The sequence below is a fragment of the Bradyrhizobium sp. genome (assembly GCF_049691595.1).
Taxonomy (GTDB): domain Bacteria; phylum Pseudomonadota; class Alphaproteobacteria; order Rhizobiales; family Xanthobacteraceae; genus Bradyrhizobium.
This window is the reverse complement of sequence record NZ_JBAVNZ010000562.1, coordinates 1-21023: the sequence shown is the minus strand read 5'-3', so window position 1 is coordinate 21023 and position 21023 is coordinate 1. Positions and strand designations below refer to the sequence as shown.

The following is a 21023-nucleotide window of genomic DNA, read 5'->3' as shown; positions in this document are numbered from 1 at the left end:
CCATCTGCATGCTGAATCTGCTCGGCAGTGTCGTGCGGGGAACCGGCAATATGGGTCTGCCGGCGGGCGTCATCGTTGGCAGCGTGGTTGCGCACGTTCTCATCTCGCCATTGCTGATTTTCGGGTGCGGACCGTTGCCGGCCCTTGGTCCTGCCGGTGCCGGCTGGGGCCTGATCATGCCATTCGGCGCCGGCAGCCTGGTGCTGCTCGCTTACCTGCGCTCGCGCCGATCGCTCGTCACTTTGGCGTTCCGTGGCGTGTCCCTGCGGTGGGGACTGTTCGCCGAAATCCTGAAGGTCGGCGTGCCCGGCCTGATCAATGTGATGATCACCAATCTCTCTGTCGTATTGCTGACCGGGATTGCTGGCCATCTGGGACGAGAGGTGGCGATCGGTTACGCGATGGGCGCCCGCCTCGAATACATCCTTCTACCGCTGGCGTTCGGTTTCGGCACGACGATCGTCGCCATGGTCGGCACCAATTGGGGCGCCAAACAGTATCGTCGGGCCCGCGAGATCGCCTGGACCGGCGCTGCGACCGTGGCAACGACCTGCGCAACGGTCGGATTGGTCGTCGCGCTGGTTCCCGCGCTCTGGATGGGGCTTTTCAGCGACGATCGGGAGGTCATTCGCCTCGGCGCATCGTACCTGCGGATCGTCGGGCCGGTCTACGGCCTCTACGGTCTTGGGATGGCGCTTTACTTCGCTACCCAGGGGTTCGGGAGCGTCATCTGGACAGTGACGGCGAACGCCGTCCGGCTTCTCGTCAGCGCAGCGTGCGCAACGGCGGCGATCTACTGGCTGGATCTCGGCGCAACCGGAGTCTTTGTCGCCATCGCCGGCGGCTTCGGCATCCACGCCGTGCTGGCTGCCATTGCGATGTACGCGGTGAAGGAGCCCGCAAAATAGCGGCGCGGACCGGGAGAACGCTGCGCCACCAAGCTATACCGCTTCGCCGCGCGCCATCGCCGCGGCGTCGCGGATCGCGGAAATATTGGCTTTGTACGCGTCCACCGTACCGCCCTTGAACACGGCGGAGCCGGCGACGAAGGCGTTGGCGCCGGCGGCGGCGAGTTGGCCGGAGATATCCGCGCCGACGCCGCCATCGACCTCGATGTCGATCGGCCGTCCCGCGGTCATCGCCCGGATATCGCTGACCTTGCCGAGCGACGAGCGGATGAAGGCCTGGCCGCCGAAGCCGGGGTTGACCGACATCACCAGCACCAGATCGATCAGGTCGAGCACATATTCGATCGCGCTTGCCGGCGTGGCGGGATTGAGCGAGACGCCGGCCTTCCTGCCGAGCGCACGGATCGCCTGCAGCGAGCGATGCAGATGCGGGCCGGCCTCGGCGTGGACCGTGATGTGATCACAGCCAGCCCTGGCGAATGCCTCGAGATAGGGATCGCAGGGCGAGATCATCAAATGCGCGTCGAAGATTTTCTTGGTGTGCGGGCGCATCGCCTTGATGACGTCGGGGCCGTAGGAAATGTTGGGAACGAAATGCCCGTCCATCACGTCGAGATGGATCCAGTCGGCGCCGGCGGCATCGACTGCGCGAATCTCTTCGCCGAGCCTTGAGAAATCCGACGCCAGGATCGACGGCGCGATCACGAGGGGACGTGGCGTGAATGGTTGCGACATCTGCGCTCTCCCGGGCACGTGCGGCGCGTGCGGAACGGTGTCGGGTAACATGCAGGCGGGCCGGGAGCAATGCGGGGAGGGCGGCTTGCCGTGGGCGGAAAATTCTGCCCGTGGCGGGCATCAATTGCCGGGATGCATGGCCTTGTCGGGTGCCAGAAGCCGCTGTTTTATTGGGTTTTCACCTTGGCACGGCGTTTGCTGAGGATCCGGCATGAGATGAAAGCCGCGCGACGCGGCGTTGTCGGAGCTCTGCCATGTTGCTTGCCTTTGGCGCCGCGTCGTCGGCCATCGATGCCCTTCTGGCGCTGACGTCATCGAAATCATCGTCCACGCCATCTACCGGCCTCAGCCAGGACGCGAGCAACCCGTTCGACTTCTCAGCCGGCGCGTCGACATCGTCGGCCCCGGCAAGCCCGGGCACAGGTTTTGGGGGCTGTGGCTGTTCGCCGATTTCGCCGGCGACCATGCGCGCGCTGCTCGCCGCCCAAGGCGAGACTTCGACGCAATCGACGACCTCCGCGTCGGCGAGCCCTTCGGATGCGCTGAAGGACCTGTTCTCGCAGATCGACGCCGATGGCAACGGCCAGATCACCAAACCGGAGTTCGAAAACGCGCTCGGCGCCGGCGGCACCAACCTGGCTCAGGCCGACGACGTGTTCGGCAAGCTGGACAAGGACGGCAACGGCTCGGTCAGTCTCGACGAATTGATGTCCGCGTTGAAGGGCAAGGGCGGGCATCACCACCATCACCATGTCGACAGCCTGGAAGGATCGGGCGATTCCAGCGGATCGAATTCTGATCCTCTTCTGCAGGCGCTGAACGGCGCGACCAGCACGTCGGTCGCCGACAGCGACGGCTCGACCACGACATCGCTGACCTACGCTGACGGCTCCAAGGTGACGATGACATCGCCCGCGGCGGCGACGGCGTCGGGCGCCGCGACATCGTCCTACAATTTCATCGAACAGTTGATCCAGCGCGAGGCGCGTGCGATTTCATCGTCCGCCACCGCGTCGCTTTCGATCAGCGCCTGAGCCGAAGCTGGCAAGCCGTCTGCGCGCCGCCGCTTAGCCGAAGCGATCCTGCCAGCTCGGCAGCGCGCCCGGGAACGGCAGCGCGGTTGCCGCATGGACGCCGCGCGCGATCGCGCGGGCGACGGTATTGGCCGCGACCATGCCGAGTTCGGTGAGGCCGAGCAGGGGATCGACCGGTTTCTCGCCGGTCGCCGCCGCGAACACCACGTCGCCATCGAGCGGCGCGTGCACCGGATAGATCGCGCGCGCCATGCCGGTCTGCGCGATCATCGCAAGCCGTTTGGCTTGCGCTTTTGTCAGCAGGGCATCGGTGACGACCACGACCAGCGTGGTGTTTTCCCCCGATGTCGCCGCCGGGCCGCCCTTCGCGCGCATCCTCAACATGTCCGGATTGAACGCGGGCGGCAATCCGCGTCCGCCATATTCGCCGTCGCGTTCGAACGGCGCCGCCCAGAACCACGGCCCGTCACCGATCGTTACGCTGCCGAGCGCATTGACCACCGCGAGCGCCGCGACAACAACGCCGCCCTCGGTTCGCGCCGATGCCGAGCCGAGGCCGCCTTTCAGGGTCGCCGTCGTCGCTCCCATTCCGGCGCCGACGCTGCCGAGGCGGAATTCGCTGCCGGCGCTGGCCGCGGCCGCGTAGCCGAGGTCGCGATACGGCGGAAATCGCCCCCATGTCTTGTTTCCGCCGTTCAGGAGATCGAAGCAGATGGCGCCGGGAACGATCGGAATCACGGCCGGTCCAATCCGGAAACCGCGGCCGTGCTCGGCGAGCCAGGCTTGCACGCCGCCCGCGGCATCCAGCCCCAGCGCCGAGCCGCCGGCGAGCGCGATGCCGTCAATCGTCTCCACTATGCTCTGGGGGTCGAGCAGGGCTTCCTCGCGGGTGCCGGGACCGCCGCCGCGCACATCGATCGAGGCCACCGCCGGGTGATCGAAGATCACCGCGGTAACGCCGGATGCGAGTGTCGCATCATCGGCGTGACCGACGCGGACGCCTGATATGTCGGTGAGGAGATTCTTCATCGCGGGCACCCCGTCAGCGGCAGATGACGACACCACCGTAGCGTGGTCAACCGGATCCAATGGCCTGTCAGCCCAACACGCAAAAACGCCCCGGCGAACCGGGGCGTTCGTAGTTCCGATGGAAGCCAGCGGCTTCAGGAACCCTTGGGATTGACCTCGATGTAGTTGCCCTTGGCGTCCCATTTGTAGACGACATAGTCGATCTGCTTGATATCGCCCTTGGCGTCGAACTCCATCTTGCCGATCACCGTGTCCCACGCGCCGCCTTTGATCGTTTCCATGACCTTCTTCGGATCGGTTGTGCCGGCTTTCGCCACCGCTTTCGACCAGACCTGCATTGCGGCGTAGGTGTAGAGCGTATAGCCCTCCGGATCGATGTTCTTTGCCTTGAAGCGCTCGACGATGGCCTTGGCGGTCGGCTTGTTGCGGGGATCGGGACCGAAGGTGAACAACGTGCCTTCGCCGGCCGGCCCGGTGATCGAGGCGAACTCCTTGTCGGCCAGCGCGTCGCCCGCCATCAAGGCGGTCTTCAGACCCTGGTCGCGCATCTGCCGCACGATCAGGCCTGCTTCCTGGTGGTAGCCGCCGACATAGACAAGATCGATCTTTTCGAGCTTCAGGCGCGATACGATGGCATTGAAATCCTTGTCGCCCTTGTTGTAGGACTCGAACATCTTTTCGGTGAAGCCGGCCTTGTTGAGCGACTTCTTGGTTTCGTCGGCGAGGCCCTTGCCGTAGGTGGTCTTGTCGTTGAGAATGGCGACGTTCTTGCCCTTGTAGTTCTTCGCGATGTATTGGGCGGCGATCAGGCCCTGCTGGTCGTCGCGGCCGCAAACGCGCGCCACGTTCCAGAGCTTGCGCTCCGTGAACAGCGGGTTGGTCGAGGCCGGCGTGATCTGCAGCACGTTGCCGTCGGCGTAGGCTTCCGACGCCGGGATCGACGACGAAGAACAATAATGGCCGGCAACGAACGGGATTTTCGCGCTGGCGAACTTTTCCGCCACCGAACGCGCCTGCTTCGGATCGCAGGCGTCGTCGCCGATCTCCAGCGCGAGTTTCTTGCCGAGCACGCCGCCGGCGGCGTTGAGATCGGCCACCGCCTGATCGGCGCCGTTCTTCATTTGCCGGCCGAATGCGGATTCGCCGCCCGTCATAGGGCCCGCCACGGCGATGGTGATGTCCTGTGCCAGCGCTGCCGTCGAAAGCGCAAACGACGCGCCCAGCGTCAGGCCGATGAGTTTCAGTGCTTTCATGAGATTTCCTCGGGGTGGTAGTCGCTGCGGGAAACACCCGGCGGGCCGGGCGCAAAATCGGAACCATTGTCGGCCAATTTCGCTGCGAAGTCATCGGCAATTTTCAGGCAAATCTGCGGCGCTTCGCAGCGTCTTGCCGCGATATTGTCGTCCCGGCGGAACGCCGGGACTCACAAGGGCCAGTGAAGGGGTGATCCTCGGGCCATCGTCATTCCGGGGCGCGCCTCTTGGCGCGAGCCCGGAATCCATAACCCCAGATATCGGTTGGCAGAGGATCATTAGAGGCAGCCGTGGTTATTGGATTCTCTGATGTGCAATTGCACATCATAGCTCGACGCTTGGCGCCGCCCCGGAATGGCGAGGATAGTTCACGATTGTGTTGTGTATTGATCAAATCCGTCCGCGTGACCGGGCTGGTTGATGAGGGACGTCTGACCCCCGCGCAAATTTGTGAAATCACGTGGTATGGGTCCTGGCGTTCGCCAGCACGACGCGGGGGAGGGTGCCGCGCGCAAACGCTATCCCCGCCGGCCGCCTTCCAGATAGGCGGCGCGGATTTCGGGGCGTTGCAGCAATTCGCTGCCGCTTCCTTCGAGCGTGATCAGGCCGTTGACCATGACGTAGCCGCGATGGGCCAGCCGCAGCGCATGGTTGGCGTTCTGCTCGACGATCAGCACGGTCAGGCCGTCCTGCCGGTTCAGGGTCCGGATGGCGTCGAAAATCTGGCGGGCGATCAAGGGCGCGAGGCCGAGCGAGGGCTCGTCCAGCATCAACAGGCGCGGGCGGCTCATCAGCGCGCGGCCGATCGCCAGCATCTGCTGCTCGCCGCCGGACAGGGTGCCGCCGCGCTGGGTCATGCGCTCCTTGAGGTGAGGAAATAGCGACAAAACCCGTTCGAGCCCGGCGGCGCGATCGGCCTCGCCCGAGCCGGTGGCGTCGGCCCCCATCTGAAGGTTTTCCGCCACGCTCATGCGCGGAAAAATCCGGCGGCCTTCGGGCGACTGCGCGATGCGCAGTCGCGCGATCTCGTGCGTTGGCATGCCGGTGATATCGCGGTCGTCGAACTCGATCCGGCCGGCGCGGGCGCGCGGCCTGCCGAAAATGGTCATCATCAGCGTCGACTTGCCGGCACCGTTGGCGCCGATCAACGCCACGATCTCGCCCGCATTGATCTCGAGATCGACGCCCTTCAGCGCCTCGATCTTGCCGTAGGCGGCGCGCAGGCCGCGGATCGAAAGCAGGGGAGCGGCAGCGCGCGCGATCACGTTCCGCTCTCCATCACCGCAATCGCTTCCTCCTCATCGGCGCCGAGATAGGCCGCGATCACCTTGGGATCGTCGCGCACCTGTTTGGGCGTGCCTTCCGCGATCTTGACGCCGTAATCCATGACGACGACCTGGTCGGAAATTTCCATCACCACCGACATGTCGTGTTCGATCAGGAGGATCGAGGTACCCAGTTCGGCGCGGATCGAGAGCAGGAGCTCGCTGAGTGCCGCGCTTTCCCGCGCGTTCAGTCCGGCGGCCGGCTCATCGAGACAGAGCAGCGCCGGCTCGGTGCACATCGCGCGCGCGATTTCGAGGCGGCGCTGATCGCCGTAGGGCAGATTGCCGGCGGCATCGTCGGCGCGGCCCAACAGCCCGATGCGATCCAGCCAGGTTCGCGCCAGATCGATCGCGCGCGTTTCGGCTTTGCGCCAGGACGGCGCGCCGATCAGCCCGAGGAACGTCAGGCCTGAGGCCAGCATCAGCGCGTTGTGCTGCGCCACCATCAGGTTTTCCAGCACGGTCATGCCGGGAAACAGCCGGATGTTCTGGAACGTGCGCGCGACTTTCGCCTGTTTGGAAATCCGGAAATCGTTCAGCCGTTCGAGCTGGATGTGGCGGCCGTCATCATGCGTCAATCGCATGCTGCCGCCGGTCGGCTTGTAGAAGCCGGTGATGCAGTTGAAGACGGTGGTCTTGCCGGCGCCGTTCGGGCCGATCAGCGCGGTGATCTTGCGCCGTTCGGCGCCGAAAGAGAGATCGTTCACGGCGACGATGCCGCCGAACCGCATCGACAGATGATCGAGGATCAGGATGTTGTCGCCGCTCATCCGTGCCCCTCCTTGACGAGGTCGGATGAGATGGCCTGGCTGCGCTCCAGGAACACGGTGGGGGCGCGGTGGCCGATCAGCCCGCGCGGCCGCCAGATCATCAACAGCACCATCGCCATGCCGAATACCAGCATGCGGTACTGGTCGAGGCCGCGGAACAGCTCGAAGCCGCCGATCATGGCGAGCGCGGCCAGCGCCACGCCGAGTTGCGAACCCATGCCGCCGAGCACGACGATGGCGAGCACCAGCGCCGATTCCTGGAAGGTGAAGGATTCCGGGCTGATGAAACCCTGCCGGGTCGCAAAGAACGCGCCGGCAAAGCCGCCGAACATCGCGCCGGTCGCGAACGCCGTCAGCTTGGTCGTGGTGGTGTTGATGCCGAGCGCGCGGCAGGCGACCTCGTCCTCGCGCAAGGCTTCCCAGGCGCGGCCGATCGGCAGGCGGCGCAGCCGGATCGTCACCCAGTTGGTGAGCAGCGCCAGCGCCAGAATCAGGTAGAACAGGAACACGATGCGATGGGTCGCCGAGAATTCGATGCCGAGCCGTGCCGCAAGCCCGTCATCGCCCGGCGACAGCGGAATGCCGAACAAGGTTGGCCGCGGAATGCCGGTGACGCCGTTCGGGCCGCCGGTCAGGCTCTGCCAGTTGATGATGACGAGGCGGATGATTTCGCCGAACGCCAGTGTGACGATCGCGAGATAGTCGCCGCGCAGCCGCAGCACGGGAAATCCGAGCAGCACGCCCCAGAGCGCCGCGAGAATGCCGGCAAGCGGCAAGCAGACCCAGAACGACAGTCCGAAATTGGTTGCCAGCAGCGCATAGGAATAGGCGCCGACGGCATAGAATGCGACGTAACCGAGGTCGAGCAGGCCGGCGAGGCCGACCACCACGTTCAACCCCCATCCCAGCATCACGTAAGTCAGCACCAGGATGGCCAGATCGAGAATGTAGCGCTGGTCGTAGAAGATCACCGGCACCAGCAAGGTGAAGACCAGCAGCGCCGGTGCGACGAGGCGCCCGGCGATCGAAAGCGCGCCTTGCACCGAAGGCGGAACGATGCGGACGGTGCCGACCGGTCCCCACCATTGCCGCAGCAGTTCGACGACGATGCTGCCGCCGAACACGGCCGCGACCATGGCGGCGAGATCGCCGAACCGGGTCCAGTAGATCAATTGGCCTGATGGTCCCGCATCGGTGCGGATACCGATCATGAAGGAAAACAGCAGCAGCGCGACCAGCGCGCTGATCAGGGCTTTCTTGAAGATAAAGGCTGCGCCGGAGGCGCCTCGGGCTTGCGGTGGTACGGCTGGGGCTGTGCTCACGCCGCGGCCGTCAGACTTTTTCAACTTCGGGCCGGCCGAGCAGGCCGGTCGGAAGGAAGATCAGCACGACGATCAGGATCGAGAACGCCGCGACGTCCTTGTACTCGACCGAGAAATATGCCGACCACAGCGTCTCGATCAGGCCGATCGCGAGCCCGCCCAGCATCGCGCCGGGCAGCGAACCGATGCCGCCGAGCACCGCCGCGGTGAACGCCTTGATGCCGGCGACGAAGCCCATGAAGAAATCGACCAGGCCGTAGTAAAGCAGGTACATCATGCCCGCGACCGCGGCGAGCGCCGCGCCGATCACGAAGGTCATTGAGATGGTGCGGTCGACGTCGACGCCGAGCAGTGCCGCCATGGTCTGGTCCTGCTCGCAGGCGCGCATGTCGCGGCCGAGCCGCGTGCGCGCCACCAGCCAGGTGAACAGCGCCAGCAGCACGACGGTGGTGATGACGACGACGATCTGCACGTTGGAAAGCTGCACCACGAAGCCGCCGCTACCCTCATGCAGCGTATAGCCTCCGGTGATGATCGGCGGCACCGGCTTGACCCGGGCGCCCTGCGCTACCTGCGAATAGTTGATGAGAACGAATGACATGCCGATGGCCGACAGCATCGGCGCGAGGCGGAAGGAATGCCGCAGCGGCCGGTAGGCGATGCGCTCCACCGTCCAGCCATAAAGCGCCGTGATCGCCATCGAGATCAGCAACACGATCAGCAGGATGACCGGGACCGAGGTAAGACCGAACGAGACCAGGATCAGGAACGAGATCAGCGCGATGAAGCCGCCGATCATGAAGATGTCGCCATGGGCGAAATTGATCATGCCGACGATGCCATAGACCATGGTGTAGCCGATGGCGATCAGGCCGTAGATCGAGCCGAGCACGAGGCCGTTGATCAGTTGCTGGGCGAAATAATCCATGTGCTGCCGTTTTTTAAAGGAAGCGATGCGGCAAGGCCCCCCGGCAGCCTTGTCCGACGCGTCGCGTCATTTTTTCTAACAGGTTGCAACCGGGTGCGGCAACAGCGCCGGCTCCCGGTTGAAGGGCTTGTACAACGCCAGTTTTTGCCGGCGGGCCGGCTTCGCGTGCCCCGCCTTCTTATTGGGCAAGGGGTCAAAGGCCGCGATTCCCGGCCATTAAGGTAAACAAAGGGTTTAAATTGCCGCCTGCGGTTGAAGGGAGTTACTTCGCCGAAGCCGCCTCCGTCCGGGAGCCTGCGGTGAAGCGGGAAGCGACATGGCAAACTGGCGGATCAGTTCCTTCAACGGCGCGCTGCTCGCGGCCTATTTCATCCCGACCTGGACCATCATCGCGTTCAAGATCATGATTTCGCCGATCCACGGCCTCTATGAGCGGCCGAGCATTTCGGTCGCGTTGTTCATCAGCGATCATCTGCAACTGGCGGGGATGGCGACCGTTCGCTTCGCCTGGCTGTTGGCGCTCGGCCGGATGACCGTGGTGGCGTTCTTCGCGATCTTTCTGGTTTTCATCGCCCGCTCCAAAATCCGCAACAGCGGCGGTTGCGATGAGGCGCTCGGCCTGGCGCTGGCCATCGGCAGCGTGATCGGCTTCGCCAGCATGGTGATGGCCTCGCAGGTCGGCGAGACCGCGGCGCTGCGGCTGCACGCGGCCGAGCTGTTGATGATGCTCGGCACCGCCATCGTGATGCTGGTCGAACGGCCGGCAAGGCCGCCGGCCGATCGCCACGCGACCGCCGGCGATCTATCGCTTCAGCAATCCTAGTTCCGCGACGATCGCAGACGCCTCCTTCACCGCATGGTTGGCGGCGGGTACGCCGCAATAGATCGCCTGCTGCAGCAGGATTTCCTTGATATCGTCGGGCGTGAAGCCGCCTTCGGCGAGCGCCGCGCGCACGTGCAGGCGGAATTCGTCCCATTGGCCGAGCGCGACCATGGTGCCGATCACAAGCACGCGCCGCGTGCGATGGTCGAAATGCGGCCGGGTCCAGATTTCGCCCCAGGCATGGCGCGTGATCAGATCCTGGAAATCGGCATTGAACGAATTCCGGTTGGCGATCGATTTGTCGACCCAGGCATCGCCGAGCACCTTGCGGCGCTGGCTCATGCCGTCGTCGCGGCGCTTCTGGTCGTCCATGAACATCCTCCCCGTCATTGCGAGGAGCGAAGCAACGAAGCAATCCATTCTTCTTTTTCGCGGAGAAATGGATTGCTTCGCTTGCGCTCGCAATGACGTTGTCAGCGTTGCATCAGGAAACCGACCACGGCGTCGGTGAAGGCGTGCGGCTGTTCGACATTGGAAATATGCGCGGCGTCGAGCAGTGTCATGCTGGCGCCGGGAATCCGGCTGCGGATGAATTCGGCGCCCGCAACCGGGGTCGCCATGTCGTGACGTCCGGCGATCACCAGCGTCGGGCTCCTGATTTTCGGCAGCAGCTCGCGCTGGTCGAGCGTGGCGAGCGCCTCGCAGCAGGCGAGATAGCCCTGCACTGGCGACGCCAGCAGCATCGCCTTCATGTTGGCGGTGACCTGCGGCTCGCGCTCCCTGAAATCCGCCGTCAGCCAGCCCGCGATCACGGTATCGGCGACCGCGGCCATGCCGCCTTGCTTCACCGCCTTGATGCGGTTCAGCCAGTTGGCCGGGTCCGGATAATGGCAGGCGGTATTGGCGAGGATGATCCTGCCGAAACGCTGCGGCGCGTTGGCGCCCAGCCATTGGCCGACCATGCCGCCCATCGACAGCCCGCACCAATGTACCTTCTCGATGTTGAGGTCGTCGAGGATCGCCAGCACGTCGCGGCCGAAGCGTTCCATCGAATAGGGGCCGGGCGGCACGCTGGATTTGCCGTGGCCGCGGCGGTCGTAGCGGATGACGCGAAACACCTGCGTCAGTGCCTGCATCTGCGGCTGCCACATCTGCAAGGTACAGCCGAGCGAGTTCGACAGCATCAGCGTTGGTCCGCCGTCGCGGCCCTCGACGGTCACGTTGAGCAGGCACCCGTCGGCGTCGATCATCGGCATTGAGTAGTCTCCGGTATCCTATTTGACTTCGATGGAAGCGAGCAGGCGGTCGATCAGGGCTTGCGAGGCGCCCTGATAGGCCATCGGCTCGAACAGTTTTGCAAGTTTGTCGGCGCCGAGCTGGGCGGTGATTTTCGAATCGACCAGCAGGACGTCGCGCAGATGCTTCCTGTCGGCAACTGCCTTCTTGCTGGCGGCCGCGATCAGATGATGCGCGTCGCTCTTGCCGATCTTTTCCGCCAGCGCCATCGTCACGGCTTCGGCCATGATCAGTCCGCCCGTGGCATCGAGGTTGACGCGCATGCGGGCGGCATCGACCTCGAGGCCCTCGGCGATGTCGACAATGGCGATGAGCGCGCCCGAGGTGACCAGTAACAGGCCCGGCAGGGTCGGCCATTCCGCATGCCAGGGCCCGGCGCTGCGCTCGTGATCCCCGACCTGGGCGGCGAAGATCGTCGCCGCGAGATTCGGCGCCATGGTGCTGGCGGCGAGCGCGCTGGCGGCGGCAACGGGATTGCGCTTGTGCGGCATGGTCGAGGAGCCGCCGCGGCCTTCGCCCGAGGGTTCGAACGCTTCGGCGACGTCGGTCTGCATCATCAGGGAGACGTCGCGGGCGATCTTGCCGCAGGTGCCCGCGATGATTGCCAATACCGAAGCCGCTTCGGCGATGCGGTCGCGGTGGGCGTGCCACGGCGCATCCGGCAGCGGCAGTTTCAGCTCGCGCGCCAGCCTTTCCGCGACCACCAATCCCTTGTCGCCGAGCGCGGCCAGCGTTCCTGCCGCGCCGCCGAATTGCAGCGCCAGCGTCTCGCCGCCCAACCGCGTCAGCCGCCTGCGCGAGCGGTGCAATGCCGCGGCATATCCGGCGAGCTTGAGCCCGAACGGCATCGGCACGGCATGTTGCAGCCAGGTTCGCGCCACCATGGCGGTGTCGCGATGCCGTCGCGCGAGAGCGGCAAAGCCGGTAACCGCGCGGTCGATGTCGGCGAGCAGCGCATCGATGGCCGCGCGCAAGGTCAGCATGACGGCGGTATCGACCGCGTCCTGGCTGGTTGCGCCCCAATGCACATAGCGCGCCGCGTCGGCGTCGGTTTTGGCGACGCTGGCCGTGAGCGCCCTGACCATGGGAATAGCGAGATTGCCGGACCGGGTCGCAGCCTCGGCCAGGGCCGCGAGGTCGAATGATTCGGCCCTGCAGGCGCTGGCGATCGGGCCGGTGGCGGCTTCCGGAATCAGCCCGGCGGCGGCCTCGGCGCGGGCCAACGCGGCCTCGAAATCCAGCATATTTTGCAGGTATGCGGCATCGTCGCAGATCGCGCGCATTGCGGCGCTCGACAGCATCGGTGCCAATAGCGGGGAGAGGGACGTGCTCATGGTTCGCGCGACCTAACCATCCCAGCCGGGCGCTGCCAATCCCACCCGCTTTGTTGCGCTGCGAATATGCATCGCTCGGCGGCTCCAGTGGCCTTCCTTTTGGCGCGCGCGTGCTTTACTTGGGAGGAGAACGGATCAGGCGAGCCGGGAGGACCCTCATGGCCATGACGATGAACGGCGAAGTCCAGCTTGCGGCGTCGCGCGAGGCCGTGTGGGGCAAGCTGAACGATCCGGAAGTGCTGAAAGCCTGCATTCCGGGCTGCGAGGAGCTTGAGAGAACCGGGGACAACGGTTTTCGCGCCGTCGCCAAGATGAAGGTCGGGCCGGTCTCCGCCCGCTTCAAGGGCAAGGTGATGCTGAGCGACCTGGACCCGCCCAACGGCTACAGGATCTCCGGCGAGGGCGAGGGCGGCGTGGCCGGTTTTGCCAAGGGCGGCGCGACGGTGGCGCTGGCCGAAAAGGACGGCGGGACGTTGCTCAGCTATGATGTCGAGGCGCAGATCGGCGGCAAGCTGGCCCAGCTCGGGCAACGCCTGATCAACGGTGCGGCCAAGAAACTGGCCGACGAGTTCTTTGCCAATTTCGCCAAGGCGGTGCAAGGCTGATCCCCCAAATAGCCCGGCGCCGCCCAAAAGTCCCGCCCAAGTCATATCAGGTCATATCTGGTCATGCCCCAGCCAAGGTTGCTCATTGCGGGGATGGCCCATATTATGGCTTTTGCAACGATTTTAATCGCCTGCGCTGCCGATCCGATGCAGCGCGGATCAAGAGAGTGCTGATGGCCAAGATTTCCCTGATCGTGAACGGCAATCCCGTAACCGCCAATGTCGACCCCCGTACCCTCCTGGTCCAGTTGCTGCGCGAAAACCTGCGGCTGACGGGCACCCATGTCGGCTGCGACACCTCGCAATGCGGCGCCTGCATCGTCCATCTCGACGGCAAGGCGGTGAAATCCTGCACCACGCTCGCGGTGATGGCCGACGGCCACGAGGTCAGGACCATCGAGGGGCTGGCGGCGGATGGCGCGCCGCTGCATCCGATGCAGGAAGCCTTCCGCGAGCATCACGGTCTGCAATGCGGCTTCTGCACGCCGGGCATGATCATGACCGCGGTCGATCTGGTCCACCGCAGGGGCCACGACCTTGCGGATCACGTCATTCGCGAAGAGCTCGAAGGCAATCTGTGCCGCTGCACCGGCTATCAGAACATCGTGGTATCGATTGCCGCCGGCGCCAAGGCGATGGCGAAGTCGGACCGCGCCTAAACCGTATTGATCGCGACCGCGATCGGGAAACTCCCGGGAATCTGCCATGTACGAATTCAAATATCATCGTCCGGCGACCGTGCGGCAGGCTGCCAACCTCCTGATGAAAAACCAGGACGCCAAGCTGATCGCCGGCGGCCATACGCTGGTGCCGGTCATGAAGCAGCGGCTCGCCAGCCCGCCGCATCTGGTCGATCTCTCCCATATCGAAGGGCTCGACACGATCGAAATGAAGGGCCGGTCGCTGGTGATCGGCGCGACCGCCAGGCATGCCGATGTCGCCACTTCGGCCATCGTCGGCGAGGCGATCCCGGCGCTGGCCGAACTCGCAGGCCAGATCGGCGACCCCGCGGTGCGCCACAAGGGCACCCTCGGCGGCTCGCTCGCCAATAACGATCCGACCGCCGATTATCCCGCCGCCTGCCTCGCGCTCGGCGCCACCATCATCACCAACAAGCGCCGCCTCAAGCCGGAAGAATTCTTCCAGGGGCTGTTCTCGACCTCGCTCGAAAGCGATGAGATCATCACGCGGGTAATGTTCCCGCTGCCGAAGAAGGCGGCCTACGTCAAATTCCGCAACCAGGCTTCGCGCTACGCGCTGGTCGGCGTGTTCGTCGCCAAGCGTCCGTCGGATGTCCGCGTCGCCATCACCGGCGCCGGCGCGGACGGCGTGTTCCGCGTCGCGTCATTCGAGGAGGCACTCAAGAAGCGGTTCTCGCACAAGGTGCTCGACGGGTTGATGGTGCCGGCGGAGGGGCTGAACAGCGACCTGCACGGCAGCGCTGAATATCGCGCACATCTGATCGCCGTACTGGCGCGCCGCGCCGTCGAAGCCGCCAACGCCAAGGCCTGACGTTGGCCATTTCTGATTCCTCGAGACCGGCTTTCCCATGAATGCATCGACGCTGCCCAAATCCGTCGATGCGATGCTCGAACTCCTGACCTCGCACGGCTATCTCGCCGAGCGGTCGCTGGCGACGGTGACCTACCTGTCGCTGCGGATGGGCCGGCCGCTGTTTCTGGAAGGCGAGGCCGGCGTCGGCAAGACCGAGATCGCAAAAGTGCTGTCGGCCGCGCTCGGGCGCAAGCTGATCCGGCTGCAGTGCTACGAGGGCCTCGACGTCGCTTCCGCGGTCTATGAGTGGAACAGCGCGGCGCAGATGATCGCGATCCGGCTCGCGGAAGCCGGCGGCGACACCGACCGCGAGCAGTTGGCGTCGGACATTTTTGCCGAGCGCTATCTGATCAAGCGGCCGCTGCTGCAGGCGCTGGAGCCCGATATCGCCGGTGCGCCGGTGCTTCTGATCGACGAACTCGATCGCGCCGATGAGGCGTTCGAGGCCTATCTTCTGGAAATCCTCTCCGACTTCCAGGTGACGATCCCCGAACTCGGCACCGTGAAGGCGCCGCAGCCGCCGATCGTGATCATCACCTCCAACCGCACCCGCGAAATCCACGACGCGCTGAAGCGCCGTTGCCTCTATCACTGGGTGGATTATCCTTCCGCCGAGCGCGAACTCGCGATCGTCAAGTCGCGCGTGCCCGGTATCTCGGCAAAGCTGTCGCAGCAGGTCGTGCGTTTCGTGCAGGCGCTGCGCGATCAGGATTTCTACAAGTCGCCGGGGGTCGCCGAGACCCTCGACTGGGCCACCGCGCTGACCGAGCTCGACGCCCGCTCGCTGACGCCGCAGGTGGTAGGCGATACCATTGGCGCGCTGCTGAAATACCAGGACGACATCGCGCGGGTGCAGGGCGATGCGCTGCAGAAGGTTTTGAAGGAAGCGACCAGCGAGAGTTAGTTTCGTTCGCTGCCAAAGTATTCGTCATTCCGGGATGCGCGCAGCGCAGGCCCGGAATCCATACTCCCGATCGTGGTTATGGATTCCGGGCTCGCGCCAAGTGGCGCGCCCCGGAATGACGAGATAATTAACCGGGTTGTCCGATGGCCATCAATCATCTCTCGCCCCAGACGGGCCAAATGGCCGACAATGTGGTTGGCTTTGCCCGCGCGCTGCGGGCCGCCGGCATTCCGGTCGGACCGGGCGCGGTCATCGATGCGCTGAACGCGCTGCAGGTGATCGAGATCGGCAACCGCGCCGACGTCTACGCCACGCTGGAGGCGATCTTCGTCAAGCGCCACGAGCACGCGCTGATCTTCGCGCAGGCCTTCGAGTTGTTCTTCCGCGCCGCCGAGGACTGGAAGCACATGCTGGATTCGGTGCCGCTGCCCGATCACGCCAGGAAGAAGCCGCCGCCGGCCTCGCGCCGCGTCCAGGAGGCGATGGCGCAGCCGACGATGCGCGAGGAGGTCCCGCAGGCACAGGAACAGGAGTTGCGGCTGGCGGTTTCCGACCAGGAAATCCTGCAGAAAAAAGACTTTGCGCAGATGAGCGCGGCCGAGATCGCGGAAGTCACCCGCGCCATCACCGAGATGCAACTGCCGCAGGCCGAACTGCGCACCCGCCGCTACCAGCCGGATGCGCGAGGTCTGCGGCTCGACATGCGCCGCACGATCCGGAGCAGCCTTCGCACCGGCGGCGAGATCGTCGATATCAGGAAACTCGGGCGGATCGTCAAGCCGGCGCCGATCGTGGCGCTGCTCGATATTTCCGGCTCGATGAGCGAATACACAAGGCTGTTTCTGCATTTCCTCCATGCGATCACCGATGCCCGCAAGCGGGTCTCGGTGTTCCTGTTCGGCACCAGGCTGACCAATGTGACGCGGGCCTTGCGGGCACGCGATCCCGACGAGGCGCTGGCGAGTTGCTCGAAGTCGGTCGAGGACTGGGCCGGCGGCACCAGGATCGCTATCTCCCTGCATACGTTCAACAAATTGTGGGCCCGCCGCGTGCTCGGGCAGGGCGCCATCGTGCTTCTGATCTCCGACGGGCTGGAGCGCGAGGCCGATGCCAGGCTCGCCTTCGAGATGGACCGGCTGCACCGGTCCTGCCGCCGCCTGATCTGGCTCAATCCGCTGTTGCGCTACGGCGGCTTCGAGGCCAAGGCGCAGGGCATCAAAATGATGCTGCCGCACGTTGACGAATTCCGTCCGGTGCATAATTTGAGTTCGATCGAGGGGCTGATCGCGGCGCTGTCGGCGCCGCATCATCGCAGCCTGATTCGATCCGCAGCTTGAGAGAGGGGCGTTGAATGCTCAATCGCGACGAAGACATTCTGCAGGCGGCGGAGAACTGGCAGAAGGCCGGTCACGGCGTGGCGCTGGCGACGGTGGTCGAAACCTGGGGCTCGGCGCCGCGGCCCGCCGGCTCGAGCCTTGTCATCAATGATGACGGCACGTTCCTGGGCTCGGTGTCCGGCGGCTGCGTCGAGGGCGCCGTCGTCACCGAAGCGCTCGAGGTGATCGCCAGCGGCAGGCCAAAAATGCTGGAATTCGGCGTCGCCGACGAGACCGCCTGGAATGTCGGCCTGTCCTGCGGTGGCACCATCCGCGTGTTCGTCGAGAAGGTCGGCCAGTCGTGAAACTCCAAACGCTGACGGAAGTGAATGCCGAACGCGCCGCGCGGCGTCCGGTGATCGTGGTCACCGATGTCGCCAATGGCGAGCAGCGACTGGTGAAGGCAAAGGAGATCGCGTCCGACCCGTTGCGCGCCGAGCTTGCAAGACAGTTGCGCATGGGCAAGAGCGGCATGATCGAGGCCGGCGGCAACAAGCTGTTTCTCAACGTCTACGCGCCGACCGCGCGGCTGGTCATCGTCGGCGCGGTCCATATCAGCCAGGCGCTGGCGCCGCTGGCGCGTTCGCTCGACTATGACGTGACCGTGGTCGATCCGCGCACGGCGTTCGCCAGTCCCGAGCGGTTTCCCGACGTGCCGCTGATCGCGGAATGGCCCGACGTCGCGCTGCCGCCGCTCAACATCGATCACTACACCGCGTTCGTCGCGCTCACGCATGATCCGAAGATCGACGATCCGGCGCTGCTGCACGCGTTCGCCCGCGACTGCTTCTATATCGGCGCGCTCGGCTCGCGAAAGACCCACGCCAGGCGCGCCGAGCGGCTGAAGGCGCAAGGCGCCTCCGACGCCGACATCGCCCGCATCCATGCGCCGATCGGGCTCGCCATCGGCGCGGTCTCGCCATCGGAGATCGCGGTGTCGATCATGGCCGAGATCACCGCCGAACTGCGGCTGCCGAAAGACAGCGCGAAAGAACAGGCGGCATGAAATTCGGTCCCGCCCGCCCGGCGGACGCGATTGGCGGCGTCACCGTCCATACGCTGCGGCAGGGCTCGCTGGTGCTGAAGAAGGGCACCACGATCGGCGCGGCCGAGGTCGAGGCGCTCAACAGGGCCGGCGTCAAGGAAATCGTGGTGGTGCGGCTCGAAGCGGGCGATGTCTCCGAAGACGTCGCGGCCGCCAGCATCGCACAGGCCGTCGCCGGCGACGGCGTCCATGTCGAGCGCGCCTTCACCGGCCGCGCCAATCTGTTTGCGGCGAGAGCCGGCGTGCTGGTGGTCGATCGCGCCGCGGTCGACCGCATCAACGGCGTCGACGAAGCCATCACCTTTGCAACACTTCCCGCCTTCAAGCCGGTGGTCGAAGGCGAGATGATCGCGACCGTCAAGCTCATTCCGTTCGGCGTCGAAGCGCGACTGCGCGATGCTGCCGTGGCGGTCGCAGGTCACGGCGCGCTGCGGATCGCGCCCTACATCGTCAGGCGCGTCGGCGTGGTATCGACCCTGCTGCCGGGGCTCGCGTCCAAGGTGGTCGAGAAAACATTGCGCGTGACGGCGGAACGGCTGGCGGCGGCCGGGGCCACCATCGTCGCCGAGCGACGGGTGCCGCATGACGAGTCGGCGCTGGCGGCATCGATCAGGGAGTTGCTCGGCCTCGGCGCCGAGCTCGTGATCGTGTTCGGGGCCTCGGCGATCGCCGACCGGCGCGACGTAATCCCGGCGGCGATCACCGGGATCGGCGGCGCCATCGAACATTTCGGCATGCCGGTGGATCCCGGCAATCTCCTGCTGATCGGCAGCGCCGGCGGGGTGCCGGTGCTGGGCGCGCCGGGCTGCGCGCGCTCGCCGGTCGAAAACGGTTTTGACTGGGTACTGATGCGGCTGCTTGCCGGCATCAAGGTCACGCGGGCCGACCTTACCGGCATGGGCGTAGGCGGGCTGTTGATGGAAATCGTAACGCGGCCGCAGCCGCGCAGCAGTCCCGACATCGAAGGTAACCGTAACGTCGCCGCGATCGTGCTCGCGGCCGGCCGCTCGACCCGGATGGGTGGCCCCAACAAGCTGCTCGCCGAGCTCGATGGCCAGAAACTGGTGCGGATTGTGACCGAGCAGGCGCTGGCTTCCAAAGCGTCGCAGGTCATCGTCGTCACCGGCCATCAGGCCGAGCTGGTCGAGCAGGCGCTGGCCGGCCTGAAGGTGAAATTCGTCCGCAATCCGGATTTCGTCGGCGGGCTCGCAAGTTCGGTGAAGGCCGGCATCGCGGCAGTACCCGACAATGCCGATGGCGCGGTGATCTGTCTCGGCGACATGCCGCTGATATCGGCGCAACTGATCGACCGGTTGATCGGCACTTTCGAACCGGACCGCGGCCATCTGATCGCGGTGCCCGTCAGCGAGGGGCGGCGCGGCAATCCCGTGCTGTGGTCGCGCCGTTTCTTTCCGGAATTGATGACGCTCGACGGCGATGTCGGCGCCCGTCATCTCATCGCCAGGCATGCCGAGGCGGTCGCCGAAGTCCCGGTCGAGGGCCCTGGTGCGTTTCTCGACATCGACACGCCGCAGGCGCTGGAAGCCGCGCGGCGGGGGTGACATGGTGCAGTCGGGTGGGCAAATCGGTCATGCGGACGGAATTGATCAATGCACAATCGTGAACCATCCCCGTCTTTCCGGGGCGGCGCGGAGCGCCGAGCCCGGAATCCATAACCACGCTGTCTCTGACGATCCTCTGCCAACTGACATTTGGGGTTATGGATTCTCTGATGTGCAATTGCACATCATAGCTCGCGCCAGGGCGCGCGCCCCGGAATGACGATGGCCCCGGGGATCGCTTTTCCTCGGCAGCAATCCGGATCATTCGATTTGGCGTGGCGGCGGGCCGACAAGCTCGGCGTTCGGGGCAGCCCGGCCGGCATCAAGCGATCGCGGCCGGGTCAGCACCTCCGGCTGCAGAATTTGCTCGAGTTGCTCCGGGGTCAGCAGCTTCCTTGCGAGCACCAGATCGTAGACGCTCTGATTGGTGGCCAGCGCCTGTTGGGCGATCTCGGTCGCATTGGCGTAGCCAATATAGGGATTGAGCGCGGTGACTATTCCGATCGATCGTTCGACGCCTCGACGCAGGTGCTCGCGATTGGCGGTAATGCCGGCGATGCATCGGGTGGCCAGCGTCAGGCAGCCGGTTCGAAGATGATTGACACTCTTGAACAGGCTGTGGGCGATGATCGGTTCAAAGGCGTTGAGTTGCAGTTGACCGGCCTCGGCCGCGAAACTCACCGTGACATCGTTTCCGATCACCTCGAAGGCGATCTGGTTGACCACCTCGGGTATCACCGGGTTGACCTTGCCCGGCATGATGCTGGAGCCGGCCTGCATCGCCGGCAGATTGATCTCGCCAAGTCCGACGCGGGGGCCCGACGACAGCAGGCGCAGATCGTTGCAGGTTTTCGACAGCTTGACCGCCACGCGTTTGAGAACGCCGGAGAGCTGCACGAAACTGCCGCAATCCTGGGTCGCCTCGATCAGGTTGGTCGCGGTCACGACCGGAATGCCGGTCGTCGTCCGCAAATGCCGGCAGACCAGACCGGCATAGTCCGGATGGGCATTGATGCCGGTGCCGATCGCGGTCGCGCCCATGTTGATCTCGCAAATCAGGAGCACCGCTTCCTTCAGCCGCTGCTCGTCCTCTCCCAGCATCACCGCATAGGTTGAAAATTCCTGCCCAAGCGTCATCGGGACGGCGTCCTGCAATTGCGTGCGGCCCATCTTGACGATGTCCCTGAACTCTTCGGACTTCGCCTCGAAGGCCTGACGCA

22 protein-coding genes are annotated in these 21023 nt (G+C 65.1%); 11 read left to right on the top strand and 11 right to left on the bottom strand.

Translation table 11 applies throughout. The features are described from left to right. On the top strand, positions 1–908 hold a 908-nt coding region (locus WCE35_RS22865; protein ID WP_424595586.1), incomplete at its 5' end, for an MATE family efflux transporter. A gap of 33 nt (positions 909–941) precedes the next feature. Here the strand turns inward: WCE35_RS22865 and rpe are convergent. Further along, on the bottom strand, positions 942–1643 hold the full coding sequence (gene rpe, locus WCE35_RS22860; RefSeq protein ID WP_424595585.1) for a ribulose-phosphate 3-epimerase: 702 nt from the start codon (positions 1641–1643) through the stop codon (positions 942–944). A gap of 254 nt (positions 1644–1897) precedes the next feature. Between rpe and WCE35_RS22855 the strand changes: the two genes are divergently transcribed. Beyond that, the gene (locus WCE35_RS22855) at positions 1898–2677 is read left to right on the top strand and encodes an EF-hand domain-containing protein (RefSeq protein WP_424595584.1); all 780 of its coding nucleotides are present in this window, start codon (positions 1898–1900) and stop codon (positions 2675–2677) included. 33 nt (positions 2678–2710) lie between these two features. Here the strand turns inward: WCE35_RS22855 and WCE35_RS22850 are convergent, their stop codons facing one another. From WCE35_RS22850 to WCE35_RS22825, 6 genes are all read right to left on the bottom strand, one after another. Next, the gene (locus WCE35_RS22850) at positions 2711–3706 is read right to left on the bottom strand and encodes a P1 family peptidase (protein WP_424595583.1); all 996 of its coding nucleotides are present in this window, start codon (positions 3704–3706) and stop codon (positions 2711–2713) included. Between the two features lie 134 nt (positions 3707–3840). After that, positions 3841–4959, bottom strand: coding sequence for a branched-chain amino acid ABC transporter substrate-binding protein (locus WCE35_RS22845; protein WP_424595582.1), 1119 nt, complete (start codon positions 4957–4959; stop codon positions 3841–3843). Positions 4960–5477: 518 nt separating this feature from the next. Then, positions 5478–6221 carry an ABC transporter ATP-binding protein gene (locus tag WCE35_RS22840; RefSeq protein ID WP_424595587.1) on the bottom strand — a complete coding sequence of 248 codons (744 nt, stop codon included), beginning with the start codon at positions 6219–6221 and terminating at the stop codon, positions 5478–5480. Next, on the bottom strand, positions 6221–7054 hold the full coding sequence (locus tag WCE35_RS22835) for an ABC transporter ATP-binding protein (protein WP_424595581.1): 834 nt from the start codon (positions 7052–7054) through the stop codon (positions 6221–6223). Before WCE35_RS22835 ends, WCE35_RS22840 begins: the two co-directional genes overlap by 1 nt. After that, complete coding sequence (gene livM, locus WCE35_RS22830) at positions 7051–8376, bottom strand: high-affinity branched-chain amino acid ABC transporter permease LivM (protein WP_424595580.1); 1326 nt, start codon at positions 8374–8376, stop codon at positions 7051–7053. Before livM ends, WCE35_RS22835 begins: the two co-directional genes overlap by 4 nt. A 10-nt stretch (positions 8377–8386) precedes the next feature. Further along, positions 8387–9304 carry an ABC transporter permease subunit gene (locus WCE35_RS22825; RefSeq protein ID WP_424595579.1) on the bottom strand — a complete coding sequence of 306 codons (918 nt, stop codon included), beginning with the start codon at positions 9302–9304 and terminating at the stop codon, positions 8387–8389. A 316-nt stretch (positions 9305–9620) separates the two neighbouring features. On the opposite strand from WCE35_RS22825, the gene WCE35_RS22820 reads away from it, so the two are divergent. Next, positions 9621–10127: a hypothetical protein gene (locus tag WCE35_RS22820; RefSeq protein ID WP_424595578.1), complete on the top strand. Its 507-nt coding sequence runs from the start codon at positions 9621–9623 to the stop codon at positions 10125–10127. On the opposite strand, the gene WCE35_RS22815 is transcribed toward WCE35_RS22820, so the two are convergent. From WCE35_RS22815 to WCE35_RS22805, 3 genes are all read right to left on the bottom strand, one after another. Then, positions 10107–10499, bottom strand: a complete 393-nt coding sequence (locus tag WCE35_RS22815) for a carboxymuconolactone decarboxylase family protein (RefSeq protein WP_424595577.1) — start codon at positions 10497–10499, stop codon at positions 10107–10109. The genes WCE35_RS22820 and WCE35_RS22815 overlap by 21 nt on opposite strands. 101 nt (positions 10500–10600) lie before the next feature. Beyond that, positions 10601–11383, bottom strand: coding sequence for a 3-oxoadipate enol-lactonase (gene pcaD, locus WCE35_RS22810; RefSeq protein ID WP_424595576.1), 783 nt, complete (start codon positions 11381–11383; stop codon positions 10601–10603). Between the two features lie 18 nt (positions 11384–11401). After that, the gene (locus tag WCE35_RS22805) at positions 11402–12757 is read right to left on the bottom strand and encodes a 3-carboxy-cis,cis-muconate cycloisomerase (protein ID WP_424595575.1); all 1356 of its coding nucleotides are present in this window, start codon (positions 12755–12757) and stop codon (positions 11402–11404) included. Between the two features lie 158 nt (positions 12758–12915). Here WCE35_RS22805 and WCE35_RS22800 point away from each other — a divergent pair, with 158 nt between their 5' ends. The 8 genes from WCE35_RS22800 to WCE35_RS22765 all read left to right on the top strand — a co-directional run bounded on the left by WCE35_RS22800 (position 12916) and on the right by WCE35_RS22765 (position 19803). Then, positions 12916–13362, top strand: coding sequence for an SRPBCC family protein (locus WCE35_RS22800; RefSeq protein ID WP_424595574.1), 447 nt, complete (start codon positions 12916–12918; stop codon positions 13360–13362). 173 nt (positions 13363–13535) lie between these two features. Continuing rightward, a complete protein-coding gene (locus WCE35_RS22795; RefSeq protein WP_424595573.1) occupies positions 13536–14021 on the top strand; it encodes a (2Fe-2S)-binding protein in 486 nt (161 codons plus the stop codon). Between the two features lie 46 nt (positions 14022–14067). Further along, positions 14068–14874 (top strand): FAD binding domain-containing protein, encoded by an 807-nt coding sequence (locus tag WCE35_RS22790; RefSeq protein WP_424595572.1) that lies wholly within the window; start codon positions 14068–14070, stop codon positions 14872–14874. A 37-nt stretch (positions 14875–14911) separates the two neighbouring features. Continuing rightward, the gene (locus WCE35_RS22785) at positions 14912–15820 is read left to right on the top strand and encodes an AAA family ATPase (protein ID WP_424595571.1); all 909 of its coding nucleotides are present in this window, start codon (positions 14912–14914) and stop codon (positions 15818–15820) included. A 143-nt stretch (positions 15821–15963) separates the two neighbouring features. Further along, the gene (locus WCE35_RS22780; protein ID WP_424595570.1) at positions 15964–17157 is read left to right on the top strand and encodes a vWA domain-containing protein; all 1194 of its coding nucleotides are present in this window, start codon (positions 15964–15966) and stop codon (positions 17155–17157) included. Positions 17158–17171: 14 nt separating this feature from the next. Next, entirely contained in the window at positions 17172–17501 is a 330-nt protein-coding gene (locus tag WCE35_RS22775) for an XdhC family protein (RefSeq protein ID WP_424595569.1), read from the top strand. Beyond that, positions 17498–18202, top strand: coding sequence for an XdhC family protein (locus tag WCE35_RS22770; RefSeq protein ID WP_424595568.1), 705 nt, complete (start codon positions 17498–17500; stop codon positions 18200–18202). The genes WCE35_RS22775 and WCE35_RS22770 overlap by 4 nt, the downstream gene beginning before the upstream one ends. Then, entirely contained in the window at positions 18199–19803 is a 1605-nt protein-coding gene (locus tag WCE35_RS22765) for an NTP transferase domain-containing protein (RefSeq protein ID WP_424595567.1), read from the top strand. The genes WCE35_RS22770 and WCE35_RS22765 overlap by 4 nt, the downstream gene beginning before the upstream one ends. A gap of 261 nt (positions 19804–20064) precedes the next feature. Here WCE35_RS22765 and WCE35_RS22760 read toward each other — a convergent pair. Further along, positions 20065–21023 (bottom strand): aspartate ammonia-lyase (locus WCE35_RS22760; protein ID WP_424595566.1); only part of this gene is annotated, 959 nt, incomplete at its 5' end.